This window comes from uncultured Agrobacterium sp., from assembly GCF_913777885.1.
Classification (GTDB): Bacteria; Pseudomonadota; Alphaproteobacteria; order Rhizobiales; family Rhizobiaceae; genus Agrobacterium.
The window spans coordinates 215180-231611 of record NZ_CAJYTV010000016.1; the positions used below are offsets into that span (position 1 = coordinate 215180).

General features: G+C 57.9%; 17 protein-coding genes. All 17 read left to right on the top strand.

Annotation, left to right across the window (positions count from 1 at the left end; all coding sequences use genetic code 11):
* The 17 genes from murJ to trmB all read left to right on the top strand — a co-directional run bounded on the left by murJ (position 1) and on the right by trmB (position 16431).
* Positions 1-1599: a murein biosynthesis integral membrane protein MurJ gene (gene murJ / locus QZ869_RS14585; RefSeq protein WP_296105617.1), complete on the top strand. Its 1599-nt coding sequence runs from the start codon at positions 1-3 to the stop codon at positions 1597-1599.
* Positions 1596-2015 (top strand): VOC family protein, encoded by a 420-nt coding sequence (locus tag QZ869_RS14590; protein WP_296105619.1) that lies wholly within the window; start codon positions 1596-1598, stop codon positions 2013-2015. Before murJ ends, QZ869_RS14590 begins: the two co-directional genes overlap by 4 nt.
* An 82-nt stretch (positions 2016-2097) precedes the next feature.
* The gene (gene trpS, locus QZ869_RS14595) at positions 2098-3162 is read left to right on the top strand and encodes a tryptophan--tRNA ligase (protein ID WP_296105622.1); all 1065 of its coding nucleotides are present in this window, start codon (positions 2098-2100) and stop codon (positions 3160-3162) included.
* 170 nt (positions 3163-3332) lie between these two features.
* Positions 3333-3824: a universal stress protein gene (locus QZ869_RS14600; RefSeq protein ID WP_062427110.1), complete on the top strand. Its 492-nt coding sequence runs from the start codon at positions 3333-3335 to the stop codon at positions 3822-3824.
* A 200-nt stretch (positions 3825-4024) separates the two neighbouring features.
* Positions 4025-4588 carry a NifU family protein gene (locus QZ869_RS14605; RefSeq protein ID WP_296017654.1) on the top strand — a complete coding sequence of 188 codons (564 nt, stop codon included), beginning with the start codon at positions 4025-4027 and terminating at the stop codon, positions 4586-4588.
* Between the two features lie 136 nt (positions 4589-4724).
* Entirely contained in the window at positions 4725-5393 is a 669-nt protein-coding gene (gene tsaB, locus QZ869_RS14610; RefSeq protein ID WP_296105624.1) for a tRNA (adenosine(37)-N6)-threonylcarbamoyltransferase complex dimerization subunit type 1 TsaB, read from the top strand.
* Between the two features lie 90 nt (positions 5394-5483).
* Complete coding sequence (locus QZ869_RS14615) at positions 5484-5978, top strand: N-acetyltransferase (RefSeq protein WP_296105626.1); 495 nt, start codon at positions 5484-5486, stop codon at positions 5976-5978.
* A gap of 69 nt (positions 5979-6047) precedes the next feature.
* Positions 6048-6476 carry a Fur family transcriptional regulator gene (locus QZ869_RS14620; RefSeq protein WP_296017649.1) on the top strand — a complete coding sequence of 143 codons (429 nt, stop codon included), beginning with the start codon at positions 6048-6050 and terminating at the stop codon, positions 6474-6476.
* A gap of 34 nt (positions 6477-6510) precedes the next feature.
* The gene (locus QZ869_RS14625) at positions 6511-7311 is read left to right on the top strand and encodes a 1-acyl-sn-glycerol-3-phosphate acyltransferase (protein WP_296040768.1); all 801 of its coding nucleotides are present in this window, start codon (positions 6511-6513) and stop codon (positions 7309-7311) included.
* Between the two features lie 89 nt (positions 7312-7400).
* On the top strand, positions 7401-8798 hold the full coding sequence (miaB, locus tag QZ869_RS14630) for a tRNA (N6-isopentenyl adenosine(37)-C2)-methylthiotransferase MiaB (protein WP_296105628.1): 1398 nt from the start codon (positions 7401-7403) through the stop codon (positions 8796-8798).
* 47 nt (positions 8799-8845) lie between these two features.
* The gene (locus QZ869_RS14635; RefSeq protein WP_296021378.1) at positions 8846-9904 is read left to right on the top strand and encodes a PhoH family protein; all 1059 of its coding nucleotides are present in this window, start codon (positions 8846-8848) and stop codon (positions 9902-9904) included.
* Between the two features lie 10 nt (positions 9905-9914).
* Complete coding sequence (gene ybeY / locus QZ869_RS14640) at positions 9915-10421, top strand: rRNA maturation RNase YbeY (protein ID WP_296021478.1); 507 nt, start codon at positions 9915-9917, stop codon at positions 10419-10421.
* A 17-nt stretch (positions 10422-10438) separates the two neighbouring features.
* On the top strand, positions 10439-11575 hold the full coding sequence (locus tag QZ869_RS14645) for a hemolysin family protein (protein ID WP_296105738.1): 1137 nt from the start codon (positions 10439-10441) through the stop codon (positions 11573-11575).
* 421 nt (positions 11576-11996) lie between these two features.
* Positions 11997-13586, top strand: coding sequence for an apolipoprotein N-acyltransferase (gene lnt / locus QZ869_RS14650; RefSeq protein WP_296105630.1), 1590 nt, complete (start codon positions 11997-11999; stop codon positions 13584-13586).
* A gap of 141 nt (positions 13587-13727) precedes the next feature.
* The gene (locus QZ869_RS14655; protein WP_296040758.1) at positions 13728-14147 is read left to right on the top strand and encodes a helix-turn-helix domain-containing protein; all 420 of its coding nucleotides are present in this window, start codon (positions 13728-13730) and stop codon (positions 14145-14147) included.
* A 173-nt stretch (positions 14148-14320) separates the two neighbouring features.
* A complete protein-coding gene (metK, locus tag QZ869_RS14660; RefSeq protein ID WP_296021384.1) occupies positions 14321-15586 on the top strand; it encodes a methionine adenosyltransferase in 1266 nt (421 codons plus the stop codon).
* 146 nt (positions 15587-15732) lie between these two features.
* Positions 15733-16431 carry a tRNA (guanosine(46)-N7)-methyltransferase TrmB gene (gene trmB / locus QZ869_RS14665; RefSeq protein WP_296105632.1) on the top strand — a complete coding sequence of 233 codons (699 nt, stop codon included), beginning with the start codon at positions 15733-15735 and terminating at the stop codon, positions 16429-16431.
* The last annotated feature ends 1 nt before the right edge of the window (position 16432 follow it).

Consider the following 16432-nt stretch of genomic DNA (forward strand, 5'->3'; position numbering starts at 1 on the left):
ATGAGTCTGATCGGCAAATTCGCCACCGTCGGTAGCGCGACGCTCGGGAGCCGCCTGTTCGGCTTCATCCGTGAAATGCTAATGGCGGCGGCTGTGGGAACGGGACCGGTGGCGGATGCTTTCAATGCAGCCTTCCGTTTTCCCAATACATTTCGTCGCCTCTTTGCCGAAGGGGCCTTCAACTCCGCCTTCGTGCCGCTTTTTGCCAAGGAAATCGAAGCCCATGGCATGGAGGGAGCGCGCCGTTTCTCCGAAGAGGTCTTTGGGGTTCTGTTCACGGTTCTGATGGCGCTCACGATCATCATGGAACTCTCCATGCCATTTCTGGTGCGCACCGTGATCGCGCCGGGCTTCGTGGAAGATCCGACGAAGTTTGAGAATACGGTGCGTCTCGCCACCATCATGTTCCCCTATCTCGCCTGCATGTCTCTCGCGGCAATGATGGGCGGAATGCTCAATTCGCTGCATCGCTATTTCGCCGCCGCCATTGCGCCCGTCTTTCTCAACGTCATCCTGATCGGGGTGCTGGCGCTCGCCTGGTGGAAAAATTACGATCCGTTGCAGGTCGGCTACGCACTGTCCTGGGGTGTGATGGCCGCAGGTTTCGTTCAGCTTGCCATCGTCTGGGTGGCTGTACGTCATGCCGGAATTCGCATCGGCTTTCGCCGTCCAAAACTGACGAGCAACGTCAAGCGTCTGCTGATTCTGGCGCTCCCTGCGGCAATCACCGGCGGGATCACTCAGATCAATCTTTTGATCAACACCAACATCGCCTCCGGCGGCAATGGCGTGATCTCGTCGCTTGCCTATGCCGATCGCATCTATCAGTTGCCGCTCGGCGTCGTGGGGATTGCAGTGGCAACCGTCCTGTTGCCTGAATTGGCGCGCGCGCTACGCGGCGGCCAAGCGGCGGAAGCGGCCAATCTGCAGAACCGCTCGGTCGAATTCGTTCTGTTCCTGACCCTGCCTGCGGCAGCCGCGTTGCTCGTGATGGCAGAGCCAATCGTCCGCTTTTTGTATGAGCGCGGCAACTTCCAGCCCTCGGCCACAATCACGGTTTCGCAAATCCTTGGCATCTATGGTCTTGGTCTGCCGGCCTTCGTGCTGATCAAGGCCTTCATTCCCGGCTTCTTCGCCCGCGAAGATACGCGAACTCCTATGATTTTCGCTGCCATTTCCGTAGTGGTGAATGTCTCGCTGGCCTTGACGCTCTTCCCCATCTACGGCGGTCCGGGAATTGCTACGGCGGAAATTACTGCCGGCTGGGTCAATGCCGCACTGCTCTTCGGCATGCTGATGTGGCGCGGCCACTGGACGCTCGACATGCCGCTTCTTCTGCGCATTCCACGGCTCATTCTGGCGGCAGGGCTTATGGCGCTCGCTATTCACTATGCGCTATCTTACTTCTCCTATGAGCTGTCGTCCGCTTCCAATCTTGCGGTTAGGGCAGGGACGCTGCTCGCGCTCGTCTTCGGTGCCATGATCATCTATTTCGGCGTGGCCTTTGCCTCCGGCGGTGCAAATCTCGGCATGGTGAAACGCGGTCTGAAGCGCAAGGGCAAGGTCAAGTCGGATGTAAAGGCCGAGGCAGATCCATGACGTCCGGCTTTACGTCTCTACGACACATTGCGCTCGTCTCGATTGTTGTTGACGATTACGATCGCGCAAAGGCGTTTTATTGCGGCAGCCTCGGTTTCGAGTGCCTGTCCGATCAGTCGCTGCCGGACGGCAAACGCTGGCTCGTCGTCAGACCGAAAGGCCAAGCTGCAACCGGTCTGCTGCTGGCCCAGGCCGATGGCAAAGAGCAGACCGTCACTATTGGTAATCAAACGGGCGGGCGCGTTGGCTTCTTTCTTTATACGGATGATTTCAACGCCGATTTTCGCCGGATGAAAGACAACGGCATCTGCTTTCTGGAACAGCCCCGCAACGAGATTTACGGCACGGTTGCCGTTTTCGAAGACCTCTACGGCAACAAATGGGATCTGCTGCAGCCAGCCGCTGAAACCGCTTGATTGCAACGGGTTCCGGGTGCATAAGCGCGGGCCACATAACAGCGCGGGGCAAGGCCCTCCACAAGCCTTTTCGAGGACGATCATGAACGCATTCAAGCCGCTGGTTTTCTCCGGGGTCCAGCCGACCGGTAATCTCCATCTCGGCAATTATCTCGGTGCTATCCGCAAATTCGTCGCCCTGCAGGAAGACAATGACTGCATCTACTGCGTCGTCGATATGCATGCGATTACAGCGCAGCTCGTCCATTCCGACCTGAAGGCGCAGACACGCTCGATTGCTGCCGCCTTCATCGCGTCGGGCATCGATCCGGTCAAGCACATCGTCTTCAACCAGTCGGCTGTACCGCAGCACGCCGAGCTTGCCTGGGTATTCAACTGCGTGGCGCGCATCGGCTGGATGGAGCGCATGACCCAGTTCAAGGACAAGTCCGGCAAGAATGCCGAGCAGGTCTCGCTGGGACTGCTGGCCTATCCAAGCCTGATGGCGGCGGATATTCTTGTCTACCGCGCCACCCACGTACCGGTCGGCGACGACCAGAAGCAGCATCTGGAACTTGCCCGCGACATCGCCCAGAAGTTCAACATCGATTTCGGTGATCATATCCGCAAGGCAGGTCTCGGCCTCGACACCACCGTCGGCGACGAACCTGTCCATGCCTATTTTCCGATGGTGGAGCCACTGATCGGTGGTCCGGCACCACGCGTCATGTCCCTGAAGGACGGCACAAAGAAGATGTCGAAGTCCGATCCGTCCGACCTATCGCGCATCAACCTGATGGACGATGTCGATGCGATCTCCAAGAAGATCAAAAAGGCAAAGACCGATCCCGACGCGCTGCCAAGCGAAGTCGAAGGCCTGAAGGGCCGCGCCGAGGCAGAGAACCTCGTCGGTATTTACGCAGCGCTCTCCGACAAGACCAAGGCGGACGTGCTTGCCGAATTCGGCGGCCAGCAGTTCTCGGCTTTCAAGCCGGCCCTCGTTGATCTCGCGGTCAACGTGCTTGCGCCGATCAACAGCGAGATGCGCCGCCTCCTCGACGATGTCAGCCATATCGATGCGATCCTGAAAGATGGCGGCGAGCGCGCTGGCGCCATCGCTCAGAAAACGATGGACGAAGTCCGCGACATCATTGGCTTCCTGCGCTGATCTTTGGATGCTTCTCGTCACGCGGCGAGAAGCTTTCTCTTGATGCTGAGGTTTCGCCTCCCTGCATCGACCCTCTTGGAAAATCGATTCCGCTTTGCGTCTTGATGCGATAAGCTCCGCCCGAACCGGCGGGTGAAGCGTCATACCACGGCGGAAATAGGGAGTGCTGAATGGTTTCAAAACGGCTGTCGCGCCTGGAGGGGCACCGGCGAAAATTCCTGGTGGTCATCGACGGCACACCGGAATGCGAAAGAGCGGTGCATTATGCCGGTCGTCGCGCCAAGAACTCCAATGGTGCTCTAGTGTTGCTCTTCGTCATCCCGGAGGGGGATTTCCAGCAATGGCTCGGCGTCGAGCAGATCATGCGCGCCGAAGCTCGCGAAGAGGCCGAAGCATCGCTCGCAAAGGTTGCACAGCGCGTGCGCGAGACGGTCGGGATCGAGCCAGAGGCGGTAATCCGTGAAGGCAATGCTGCCGAGCAAATCCATGGGCTGATTGAAGAAGATCGCGACATCGCTATCCTCGTGCTCGCCGCTGGCTCCACCAAGGACGGTCCAGGTCCGCTCGTCTCGTCCATTGCCGGACGCGGCGCCGCATTCCCAATCCCGGTCACGGTTCTGCCGGATACGCTAACGGATGAGGAAATCGACGCTCTCTGCTGACCGCGATCCGCAAGCCCTTCGTCACGGAAGAAACCTGTTCGGCTTTGACGAAAACGGGTGTAGAAGAGGGGTGAAGATTTCTTGAACGGGATTGTCATGTCAGGGCTTGAAGTCGCTCTTCGTCCGGCATATTTTGGAAACATTCTAAATTACGGGGCTATGATGCCCCGATCCGAGGCCTTGCCTCGAAGGAGATCGAAATGTTCATTCAAACGGAATCCACGCCAAACCCGTCGACGCTGAAGTTCTTACCCGGCAAGGTGGTTCTGGAAAGCGGCACTGCGGAGTTCCTGAGCGCCGAACAGGCGCAATCCTCTCCGCTTGCGGCTACGCTGTTTGAAATCCCCGGCGTGACCGGCGTCTATTACGGCTTCGATTTCATCACCGTGACGAAGGATGGTGCCGAATGGCAGCACCTGAAGCCCGCAATCCTCGGCTCGATCATGGAACACTTTATGTCTGGTCGCCCGCTGATGGGCACGGCTATCCATGCCGAGATTTCCGACGAGGAGGAAGAGTTCTTCGAGGAAGGCGATGAAACCATCGTGGCCACCATCAAGGAACTTCTCGAAACCCGCGTCCGTCCAGCCGTGGCGCAGGATGGTGGAGATATTACCTTCCGTGGTTTTCGTGATGGCACCGTGTTCCTCAACATGAAGGGTGCATGCTCCGGCTGCCCGTCCTCCACGGCGACGCTGAAGCACGGCGTGCAGAATCTGCTCCGCCATTTCGTGCCGGAAGTGCAAGAGGTTGAGGCTGTCTGATAGACGGCTGAACCCATATATCGATGGTTAGGCGAGGCGCGTGACCGCGCCTCAATTCATATGCGGCATCTCGACAAGCGTCGTTGGTCTCGCTGATCGTTCGCTCTGAGTACATGCATAAGGTCCTGCTTTTCAGATGATCATTTTGTCCATCGATACATCCGGAGTGGATTGCTCGGCCTGTGTTTACGATAGCGAAAACGATGTTGTCCTGGGCGAAGTAACGGACAACATCGGCAAGGGCCATGCCGAATTGCTTATGGGCATTATCGATGGTGCGCTTTCCAAAGCTGGTCTGGCGCTCAACGCTGTGGAGCGTCTCGCCGTCACCATCGGCCCCGGTTCTTTCACCGGCATTCGAGTGGGTGTCGCGGCCGCACGCGGCTTTGCACTCTCGCTTGGTGTCGAGGCGTTGGGCATCACGACGCTCGAGACGCTTGCTGCCGATTACCTGCAGCAGCATCCAGGGCGGCCTGTCGCGGTCGGTCTCGATGCCAAGCGTGGCGAATGCTATCTCCAGATCTTCGCAGCCGATGGCGCGCCTCTGACGCAGGCCGCACTGGTGTCTCTCGACGATGCAAGGGAAACGCTTGCCGGTTTTGACGGTGCGATCGTGGGTTCCGCAGCACCCCTCTTTGCCGGAGAGGAAACCGGATCGGGTCCAGACCACTTTCCGATCGCCATCGTGGCGCGTGTCGCTGCGACGAAGCCCGCCCATCAGCTGAAGCCCGCACCGCTCTACCTACGTGGTCCCGACGCCCGACCGCAATCGGGATTTGCGCTGGAGCGGGTCTCACCAGCCTGACAGACTGCCATTATTCCCCGTCGAAAATCGATTTCGATTTGCTGGCTGATGCTGTAGCCATCTTGCATTCAAGGCGGATGATTCCCTGCAATGTTCGACGACTATCTGAGCTGGAAACCCTTTTTTGAGATCGTGCCGATGGCGCATAACGATTGCGCTGACGTTGCCGAGCTTCACACGTCCCGTTTTCCTCAGGCATGGAGCGAGAGCGAGTTTTCCAGTCTCCTATCGCAGAAAAGCGTCTTCGGCGCGGTCGCGCGCCAGACCAACGCGTTTTTCAGCCAGCCGCTTGGCGGCTTCGTCCTGTCTCGTGAGGCGGGCGGGGAAGCTGAAATTCTGACCGTGGCCGTCGGCGACAAGTTTGCCGGTGCCGGGCTTGGATGGCGCTTGATGCAGGCTGCCATGCGCGAAGCGCTGATGCGCGGTGCCGAAACCATGTTTCTTGAGGTGGATGGCGCCAACGGGCCTGCCGTGCATCTTTACCGCAAGCTTGGCTTCAAGACGGTCGCGGAACGCAAAGCCTATTACACGGCCAAGGATGGGACGAAATCCACAGCGCTTGTCATGCGGCGCGATCTTCGATAGTTCCGGTGACATTGAAACTCTCTGCCGCCAGTATGGCGGACCAACGACGCATCCAAAGGCCTGATTATCGTGGTAGACCTTTCGAAAACACTTGAAGACATCTGTGCGGAGCGCGGCATGCGCATGACCGACCAGCGGCGGGTCATTGCTCGCGTTCTTCAGGAGTCGGAAGACCATCCGGATGTGGAGGAGCTTTATCGCCGCTCATCCGCGGTCGATCCGAAGATTTCGATCTCTACGGTCTATCGCACCGTCAAGCTGTTTGAAGACGCAGGCATTATCGAGCGCCACGATTTCCGCGATGGCCGTTCGCGCTACGAGACCGTGCCTGAAGAGCATCACGATCATCTGATCGACCTGAAGAACGGCGTGGTGATCGAGTTCCGTTCTGCCGAAATCGAAGCCTTGCAGGAAAAGATCGCCCGCGAGCATGGATTCAAGCTCGTCGATCACCGTCTCGAACTCTACGGCGTTCCGCTGAAACCGGAAGAGCGTTGAGGCGACAATCCATGGCCACGAAGCGGAGGCGGCGATGACGTGGCTTCGGATTGCCTATGCGGTTTTTGTTCTTTCCATCGTCACCGTGGCGCTCTTGCCCCTGCAATTGCTCGGGCTCTGGCTAGACTTACCGATCCGCCGCCGGATACCGCGCATATGGCATCGGTTCGCCTGTCGATCGATCGGCATCAAGGTCCATGTCCACGGCGCCCTCGAGACCGAAAGACCTTTGCTCCTGATCGCCAATCACGTGTCCTGGAAGGACATCCTGGTGCTGGGCAGCGTTGCGGATGTCGCCTTCATCGCCAAGACCGAAGTGCGCGACTGGCCGATTTTTGGCAAGCTGGCGCGCCTGCAGAAAACCGTCTTCGTCACTCGCGAACAGAAACGCAGCGCAGGCGTGCAGGTGAACGAGATCGCCGAAAGGCTTGCGGGCGGTGAGATCATCGTGCTCTTTCCCGAAGGCACGACATCGGATGGTAATCGGCTTTTACCAATCAAGTCTTCGTTGTTCGGTGCAGCATCCAGTGCCGCCGACCAGGTGCCGAGCAACCTCGTTCATGTGCAGCCGGTGGCTATTGCCTATACCGGTATCCAGGGCATGGCGATGGGACGTTACCACAGACCGGTTGCCGCCTGGCCGGGCAGTATTGGCTTGCTGCCGTCACTGGCGGGTCTCGTAAAGGCCGGGGCGATCGAGGTTGACGTCACCTTCGGGGAGGCGATCCCCTTTGCCAAGGGCGACAATCGCAAGGCGCTCAGCCTCGAAGCCACCAAGGCACTTCGCAACATGCTGAATTTCAGCCTGCGCGGCGGTTGGCGAAAGCCGCGATAGTGCTTGAATGTCCGCATTGAGGACCTGCGCGCGCCGGTTTCTCGCATTTTTCTATTTAATTGGTGCGCAAAAATCATTAGATACGCGCCATGACCCAGGACACGCTCGGCCTCGACGCCACCACGACCGCTTTGGCTCAGGCAGCCAACAGCCGCAAGGTCTTTATCAAGACCTATGGCTGTCAGATGAACGTCTACGATTCCGTCCGCATGAGCGATGCTCTGGCAAAGGATGGCTACGTTCAGACCGAGGATATGAGCGAGGCCGATCTCGTTTTGCTGAACACCTGTCACATCCGGGAAAAGGCGGCGGAGAAGGTCTATTCCGCACTCGGTCGTCTGCGCGACATGAAGAAGCTGCGCGAGGAAGAGGGCCGCGAATTCGTCATCGGCGTTGCCGGCTGTGTGGCACAGGCCGAAGGCGAGGAGATCCTGCGCCGCGCGCCCGCCGTCGATGTCGTTATCGGTCCGCAGACCTATCATCGCCTGCCGCAGGCGCTTGCCCGCGTTCGCGATGGCGAGCGGGTGATCGAGACCGATTATGCGGTCGAAGACAAGTTCGAGCATCTGCCGGTGGCCGAGAAGGCAAAGCTTCGCTCGCGCGGTGTGACGGCGTTTCTCACCGTTCAGGAAGGCTGTGACAAGTTCTGCACCTTCTGCGTAGTCCCTTACACCCGAGGCTCCGAGGTCTCCCGGCCTGTCAGCCAGATCCTCGACGAGGCGATGAAGCTCGTGGATGCCGGAGTGCGTGAAATCACGCTTCTTGGGCAGAACGTCAACGCATGGCGCTCGACGGGTCCGAAAGGCGAGCAATGGGGGCTGGCAGAGCTTCTCTATCGCCTGGCCGAAATTCCCGGTCTTGCACGCCTGCGCTACACGACGAGCCACCCACGCGACATGGATGACCGTCTGATCGAGGCGCATCGCGACCTGCGTGCCCTGATGCCCTATCTGCATCTGCCCGTACAGGCAGGGTCCGACCGCATTTTAAAAGCCATGAACCGCCGCCATACCGGCGATGAATATTTGAGGCTGATCGAAAGAATTCGTGGCGCCCGCCCTGATATCGCCATGTCCGGCGATTTTATTGTCGGCTTCCCCGGCGAGTCGGATCAGGACTTCGAAGACACGCTCGCCATGGTGGAAGTGGTGAAATACGCGCAGGCCTTCTCGTTCAAATATTCGACGCGCCCAGGGACGCCGGGCGCCGATCTGACCGATCAGGTGCCGGAAGATGTGAAGGCCGAGCGGCTTGAAAGACTACAGGCGCTGCTGTTGAAACAGCAGAACGACTTTGCCCAGTCGCTCGTTGGAAAGACCATGGACGTCTTGCTGGAAAAGCCCGGTCGTATGCCCGGACAGCTGATCGGCCGGTCTCCGTGGCTTCAGTCTGTAAATCTTGATGCAAACGACATGAAAATCGGTGACATTATTCATGTACGAATCACTGCGACCGGTCCAAACAGCTTGTTTGCCGAGGTGGCATAGAGTTAGAGTTGGGAACCGGAACTGACCTCGGACAGGAGCCTGACCGCTTGAACGCACACGAATTGGTCTCACCTTCATCGCGCCAGCCACGCTCACCCGCGACCGACGCCAATCACTTCGTCCTCACGTTCGAGAATAACAGAATAGCCGGAGAGCTATTCGGTCAGTTCGATCAAAACCTGAAATTGCTGGAGCAGCGGCTCAACATCGATGCCCGCCCACGCGGCAATTCAGTCGCGATTACGGGCGACATGGTTGCGACCAACCAGGCCCGGCGCGCGCTGGATTTTCTCTATCAGCGCCTGTTGAAGGGTGGCACAGCCGAACTTTCCGATGTCGAAGGTGCAATCCGCATGGCGGTCGCAGCAGACGACCAACTGACCCTGCCAACGATGGAGCGCAAAGCTAAAGTGTCGATGGCCCAGATTTCCACCCGCAAGAAGACAATCGCTGCCCGCACGCCGACACAGGATGTCTATATGCGGGCGCTGGAACAGTCTGAACTCGTCTTCGGTGTCGGCCCAGCCGGTACCGGCAAGACCTATCTGGCCGTCGCCCATGCCGCACAGCTTCTGGAGCGCGGCGCGGTGGATCGTATCGTTCTGTCTCGACCAGCCGTCGAAGCGGGCGAGCGTCTGGGCTTCCTGCCGGGCGACATGAAGGAAAAGGTCGATCCCTATCTTCGTCCGCTCTATGACGCGCTTTACGACATGATGCCAGGCGATAAGGTGGAGCGTGCCATCCAGGCAGGCGTCATCGAAATCGCGCCGCTCGCCTTCATGCGTGGCCGCACGCTCGCCAATGCTGCCGTTATCCTCGATGAGGCGCAGAACACCACGACCATGCAGATGAAGATGTTCCTGACGCGTCTTGGTGAAAACGGTCGCATGATCGTGACCGGTGATCCGAGCCAAGTGGATCTTCCGCGTGGCGTAAAATCCGGTCTGGTAGAGGCCCTGCAAATCCTCGGTGATGTTGAAGGCGTCTCCGTCGTTCGCTTCAAGGACGTCGATGTCGTGCGTCACCCGATGGTGGCGCGTATCGTCAAGGCCTATGAATCGCACACGGCTGTGCCGGATGAGAGCCTTCCGAGACAAGGTTACTGAAGCCGAGACGATGACGGTTCTGGATATTCAAATCTCTGTCGAGGCGGATGACTGGTCCTCGGAGGAAGAGCTTTTTGCCTTTAGCACCAAAGTGCTGGAGGCCACTGTCTCCTATCTGAGAAAAGAAGAGCAGCAGCCTTTCCCCGGCATGCCGGTAGAGGTGTCGCTGGTTTTCACCGATGACGCTGCGATCAAGGACATAAATGCGCAGTGGCGCAACAAGGATAAGGCGACGAACGTCCTGTCTTTTCCTGCCTTTCCCCTGGAGCCGGGCGGGATGCCGGGGCCGATGCTTGGCGACATCGTTATTGCACATGAAACTGTCATGCGCGAAGCCCTTGATCTTGAGAAGAGTTTCGAGGATCATTTGACCCATCTGCTGGTGCATGGATGTCTGCATCTCTTTGGTTATGACCATATGGAAACCGAAGAGGCGGAAGAAATGGAAGGTCTTGAGACTCGCATTCTGGCGTCTCTTGGCCTATCTGACCCTTACGCGGGCCAGGAACCGCTTTGATCGAACTGTTTGGGACAATGAACGAACATTCTGCAAGACCGCCCCAAGAGGGCAAAGACGCCGGGGAACAATCCTCATCGGAGGAGGGCAGTAGTCCGTTACGACAGGACTACCAAGCAAAGCCCCGCTCCTCCATCTGGTCGAGAATTTCCCGGATATTGAAGCCGTCGCAGGGCGAGCGTCTTCGTGAAGACCTGACCGATGCGCTGATGACCGATACCGATATCGGCGCTGCCTTTACGCCCGACGAGCGGGCGATGCTGAACAATATTCTCCGCTTTAGAGAAGTCCGGGTCGAGGACATCATGATCCCCCGCGTCGATATAGACGGGCTCGATCAGGAGACCACGATCGGTGAAGCGATGATCCGCTTCGAGGCGACGGGCCGCTCCCGCATGCCGGTCTATGACGAGACGCTCGACGATCCCAAGGGCATGATCCACATTCGTGATCTTCTGTCCTATGTGGGCAAGCAGGCACGCAACAAGCGCCGCGGCGGCACGCGCACGCCTGCCAATGGTGAGGCAAAGGCGACGCGCACACCCCGCTCCAACTTCGATCTCTCCCGCGTCGATCTCGAAACGACGTTGGCCGAAGCCGGGATCATTCGCAAGATCCTGTTTGCGCCACCCTCCATGCTTGCATCCGATCTCTTGAAGACCATGCAGGCGCAGCGCACCCAGCTCGCGGTGATTATCGACGAATATGGCGGCACCGATGGGCTCGTCTCCCACGAAGACATTGTGGAGATGGTGATTGGCGACATCGACGATGAGCACGACAAGGACGAGGCCATGTTCGTTCGTGTCTCGTCCGACGTTCTGATTGCAGATGCGCGCATCGAACTGATGGAGCTGGCTGAGGCGATCGGCCCCGAGTTCGACGTCCGTGAGCATGTCGAGGAGATCGACACGCTGGGCGGTCTCGTTTTCTTCGCGCTCGGTCGCATCCCGTCCAAGGGCGAGATCGTTCGCGCCGTTCCAGGCTTCGAGTTCCACATTCTCGATGCCGACAGCAGGCGCATCAAGCGCGTCCGCATCCGTCGCGATGAATCGTCGATGGGCGAGGACGATCAGGCTCCGGCCGCAGTGGTGACAGGCGAGATAATCGCACTTCCGGCACCGTCCGATAATTCCGATAAGGCCGCTGTGTAACGGCTTCGATCCGGGAGTAGCCGGGTCGAAGCTTCGCTCCTTGGTCGCTGCGGCACGGGGAGCGCCGCGCGTTGTTCGTACGCACGCAAGACGCTCTGAAGCGTATTACGTGCTTGCACGCTGACTAGACGTTGAATCTCTGGATCCATGTATCGGCCCGAAAATCGCTTCCGATTTTCGGGCCGATACCGTCTTGCCTGTAAGGATTGTGATCTGCGCAGGCCCGGCAAGGTTGCGCTGTGGACGTTCGTTTTGTTTTGAAGTAAGCCGGAAATGCAGGCCGTATAATTGTTCGGCGTCCAGCAAACGAAGTGCGATCAGCGGGCTTTCGCGCTGGCCGGATTTTGGAGGCAAGTCAGTTCTGGTATCCGCTTCTCGTCTTGCGTCATTGAACGGTGCCCCTCAAGGAGATTGATACTGCATGGAGCGGCTCGCGGGCACGATCATGTTGAGCAGTGGCTTCAACCGGATTCTCATTGCTTTGATAGCGGGCGCCATCGGCGCGCTTGCCCTGCCTCCCGTCGGGTTTTTCGCCAGCCTCTTTGTCTCTTTCACCCTTTTGGTCTGGCTGATAGACGGCACCACGGGAAGCCCTGATGGTGGTCTGCTTTCGCGCACGTTCAAGGTATTCCTGCTCGGTTGGATATTCGGTCTCGGCTATTTCGTGGCAGGCCTCTGGTGGCTTGGAAATGCCTTGCTGCTCGAAGCGGATGAGTTTGCCTGGGCACTGCCGCTGGCGATCCTGGGTCTGCCAGCCTTTCTCGCGCTTTTCTACGGCCTTGCTGTCATGATGGCCAATAGTCTCTGGTCCGATGGCTGGGGCAGGATCGCCGCTCTTTCTGCATCCTTCGGACTGGCCGAGTGGCTGCGAAGCTTTGTCGCCACGGGCTTCCCGTGGAACGCGGTCGGTTACGGTCTTATGCCTGTACCGTTGATGATGCAGACCTCCAACCTCATCGGTATCTTTGGCATGTCGATGCTGGCGGTCTTCATCTTTTCCAGCCCGGCACTGCTTGGAACCCGTCGAGGCATGGTTTCCGGTCTATCGCTTGCGTTTCTGCTTCTGGCGGGACATGTAGGCTACGGCCTTTACCGCATGCATCAGCCATTGCCGGAGATTGCTGACGCAACCACGATCCGCATCGTTCAGCCCGGCATCGATCAGTCGCGCAAGATGCTGAATGCCGATCGCGTTGAAATCTTTCAAGAGCATTTGCGTCTCTCCGCACTGCCGCCATCACCGGGCAAGAAGCGACCGGATATCATCGTCTGGCCGGAAACCTCCGTCCCGTTCATTCTGACCCAGAACCCGGATGCGCTGGAAGAAATCGCCAAGACGCTGGACGACGGCCAGATTCTACTGACGGGCGCCGTGCGAATGGAGGATGTCGGCGCTGGTCATCCACCGCGATACTATAATTCCGTCTATGCCGTGGATGGTCAGGGGCAAATCATTGGAGCGACGGACAAGGTTCATCTCGTCCCCTTCGGCGAGTATGTGCCGTTCGAGGATGTATTGCACCGCCTCGGCATTGAGAATCTCATAAGCTTGCCAGGTGGCTTCTCGCCGGCGCTCAGCCGAACCCCAATCACATTGCCGTCGGGAAAGAAGCTCTACTCCTTTATCTGCTATGAAATCATCTTTCCCGATGATGTACCGGCGGATATCGCCTCTTCCGAAGCGATCCTGAATGTCACCAATGACGGATGGTTCGGTGACACACCTGGGCCCTATCAACACTTCCAGCAGGCAAGAGTGAGAGCGGTCGAAACGGGTCTGCCAGTGATTCGCGCCGCTAACACTGGCATTTCCGCCATGATTGACCCGTTAGGTGGTATAGAGGCTGGTCTTGATTACGGTCAAACGGGCATAATCGATACGACCTTAAGTGGTGCGGCCATCGACGCATTGAATGGCGAAGCCCGCAAAACGAACTTTTGGTTGTTCTTTATAACAATGTTCGCAATCGCTTTGATTTCTCGGCATGGTTTAGCTGGTCGCAAGAATTGACCCAAAACCCCTAAAATTGCATAGTGTGATTGTGGGGTAGTACAACGCATGTGATATGACGGCGTGTTGCACTGATCTAAGCCACAAGGCTTTTCGTTAAGGTGTAACAAGCCACCGACAACAGGATGTCAGGACTAACATATGACCGAAAATAAGAAGAAGCCGAACCCGATCGACATTCACGTCGGAAGCCGCATCCGGCTGCGCCGCACGATGCTTGGGATGAGCCAGGAAAAGCTGGGAGAAAGCCTCGGAATTACCTTTCAGCAGATTCAGAAATACGAGAAGGGCACCAATCGCGTTGGCGCCAGCCGTCTTCAAAACATTTCAGCCATCCTGAACGTACCGGTTTCCTTCTTCTTCGAAGACGCGCCCGGAGAACAGTCTGCCTCTGCCTCCAGTTCTGCGGAGGCATCGAGCTCCAACTATGTGGTTGATTTCCTGTCTTCTTCCGAAGGGCTGCAGCTGAACCGCGCCTTTGTGAAGATCAACGATCCCAAGGTACGCCGTCGCATTGTCGACCTGGTCAAAGCGCTCGCTGCTGAGGGCGACGCTGAGTAAGCTTCATACATTAGCTTAGAACATTTTGAACGGCTCTACGGGGCCGTTTTTTATTGTCTGTTAGGAGCAATGGAATATCGATATAAAGATATATTTATGTCGTTCTGTCCTTGTTTTTTTGTCGTAGAATGACTAACACAACGCTCAGTCACGTTCTTTGAGGGGAATCCCGCATGCGCGCCAACTACCTGTTCACCAGCGAATCCGTTGCTGAAGGTCACCCAGACAAGGTTTGCGACCGAATTTCCGATGAAATCGTCGATCTGATTTATCGTGAAGCGTCCAAGACCGGCGTTGACCCATGGACCGTCCGCATCGCCTGCGAGACGCTCGCCACCACCAACCGCGTGATCATTGCGGGCGAAGTGCGCGTTCCCGATACGCTGCTGAAGAAGGATAAGGATGGCAACGTCGTCAAGGATGCCGCTGGCCATCCGATGATCAACCCTTCCAAGTTTAAGTCCGCAGCGCGCAAGGCCATCCGCGACATTGGCTACGAGCAGGACGGCTTCCATTGGAAGACGGCGAAGATCGACGTGCTGCTGCATCCGCAGTCTGCCGATATCGCCCAAGGCGTCGATAACGCCTCCGACAAGCAGGGCGACGAAGGTGCTGGCGACCAGGGCATCATGTTTGGTTACGCTTGCAAGGAAACGCCGGACCTTATGCCGGCGCCGATCTATTATTCTCACCGCATCCTTCAGCTGCTCGCCAACGCCCGCAAGAGCGGTGAAGGCGAAGCCGCCAAGCTCGGCCCCGACGCCAAGAGCCAGGTGACCGTCCGCTACGTAGACGGCAAGGCCGCTGAAGCCGTGTCCATCGTGCTTTCCACCCAGCATCTGGACGCTAGCTGGGATTCCAAGAAGGTTCGCGCAGTCGTCGAACCTTACATCCGCGAAGCACTTGGCGATCTGAAAATTGCCGACGACTGCAAGTGGTACATCAACCCGACGGGCAAGTTCGTCATCGGCGGTCCTGATGGTGACGCCGGCCTGACTGGCCGCAAGATCATCGTTGATACCTATGGTGGCGCAGCACCTCACGGCGGTGGCGCATTCTCCGGCAAGGACACCACCAAGGTCGACCGTTCTGCAGCCTACGCCGCGCGTTATCTGGCTAAGAATGTGGTTGCTGCCGGTCTCGCCGACCGCTGCACCATTCAGCTGTCCTACGCCATCGGTGTGGCTCAGCCGCTGTCGGTCTATGTCGATCTGCACCAGACGGGCAAGGTCAGTGAAGACGAAGTCGAAGCCGCCATCCGTAAGGTTATGGACCTGTCGCCATCGGGCATCCGTCGTCACCTCGACCTCAACAAGCCGATCTATGCAAAGACCGCATCCTATGGCCATTTTGGCCGCAAGGCTGGCCGCGACGGTTCCTTCTCCTGGGAGAAGATCGACCTCGTCAAGCCGCTCAAGGAAGCGCTCAAAGCCGCTTGAGCCCAACGGTTCGAAACATAGCTTCCCTTACTCCGGTCTTGCCATGGGCGAGTGTTTGGGGGATAGGTCTGAAAACTTTGAAACCCGCGCAATACCGATGAAACGGTAAGGTGCGGGTTCATCTATTTTGCTTGAGAGAGTTCACTATGACGGAAGAGCGGCGTTCACGATCGACGGAAGCGTTCTATGGCAGGCGCAAGGGCAAGCCGTTGCGCAACCAGCAGGTAGAGAGCATCGAGAGCCTTCTGCCGTTGCTGAAAGTAGATCTTGCAACACCAGCGCCCAGGCCGCTTGCCGCACTGTTTCCGGCTGACGTCAAATCCATTCGTATAGAAATCGGCTTTGGTGGTGGCGAGCATCTGGTTCATCGCGCCGCTGAAAATCCGGCGACGGGTTTCATCGGCGTCGAACCTTTCGTCAATTCCATGGCGAAGCTTCTCGGTGCGGTTAAAGAGCGCGAGTTGATGAACATCCGCCTCTATGACGACGATGCTACTCAGCTTTTGGACTGGCTTCCAGATGCGAGCATCGATCACATCGATCTGCTGTATCCGGACCCCTGGCCTAAGAAGAAGCATTGGAAGCGTCGCTTCGTCTCGGACGTCAATCTGGCCCGCTTCCATCGGGTGCTGAAGCTCGAGGGCAAGTTCTGCTTTGCCTCTGACATCGATACCTACATCAACTGGACGCTGCAGCACTGCGCCCGCCATGGCGGCTTCGAGTGGACGGCCAAGACCTCCGTTGACTGGCTGACACCCTATGACAACTGGCCGGGAACGCGCTACGAGAACAAGGCCAAGCGCGAGGGGCGAAGCTCCGCCTACCTCACCTTCCTTAAAGTCTGAT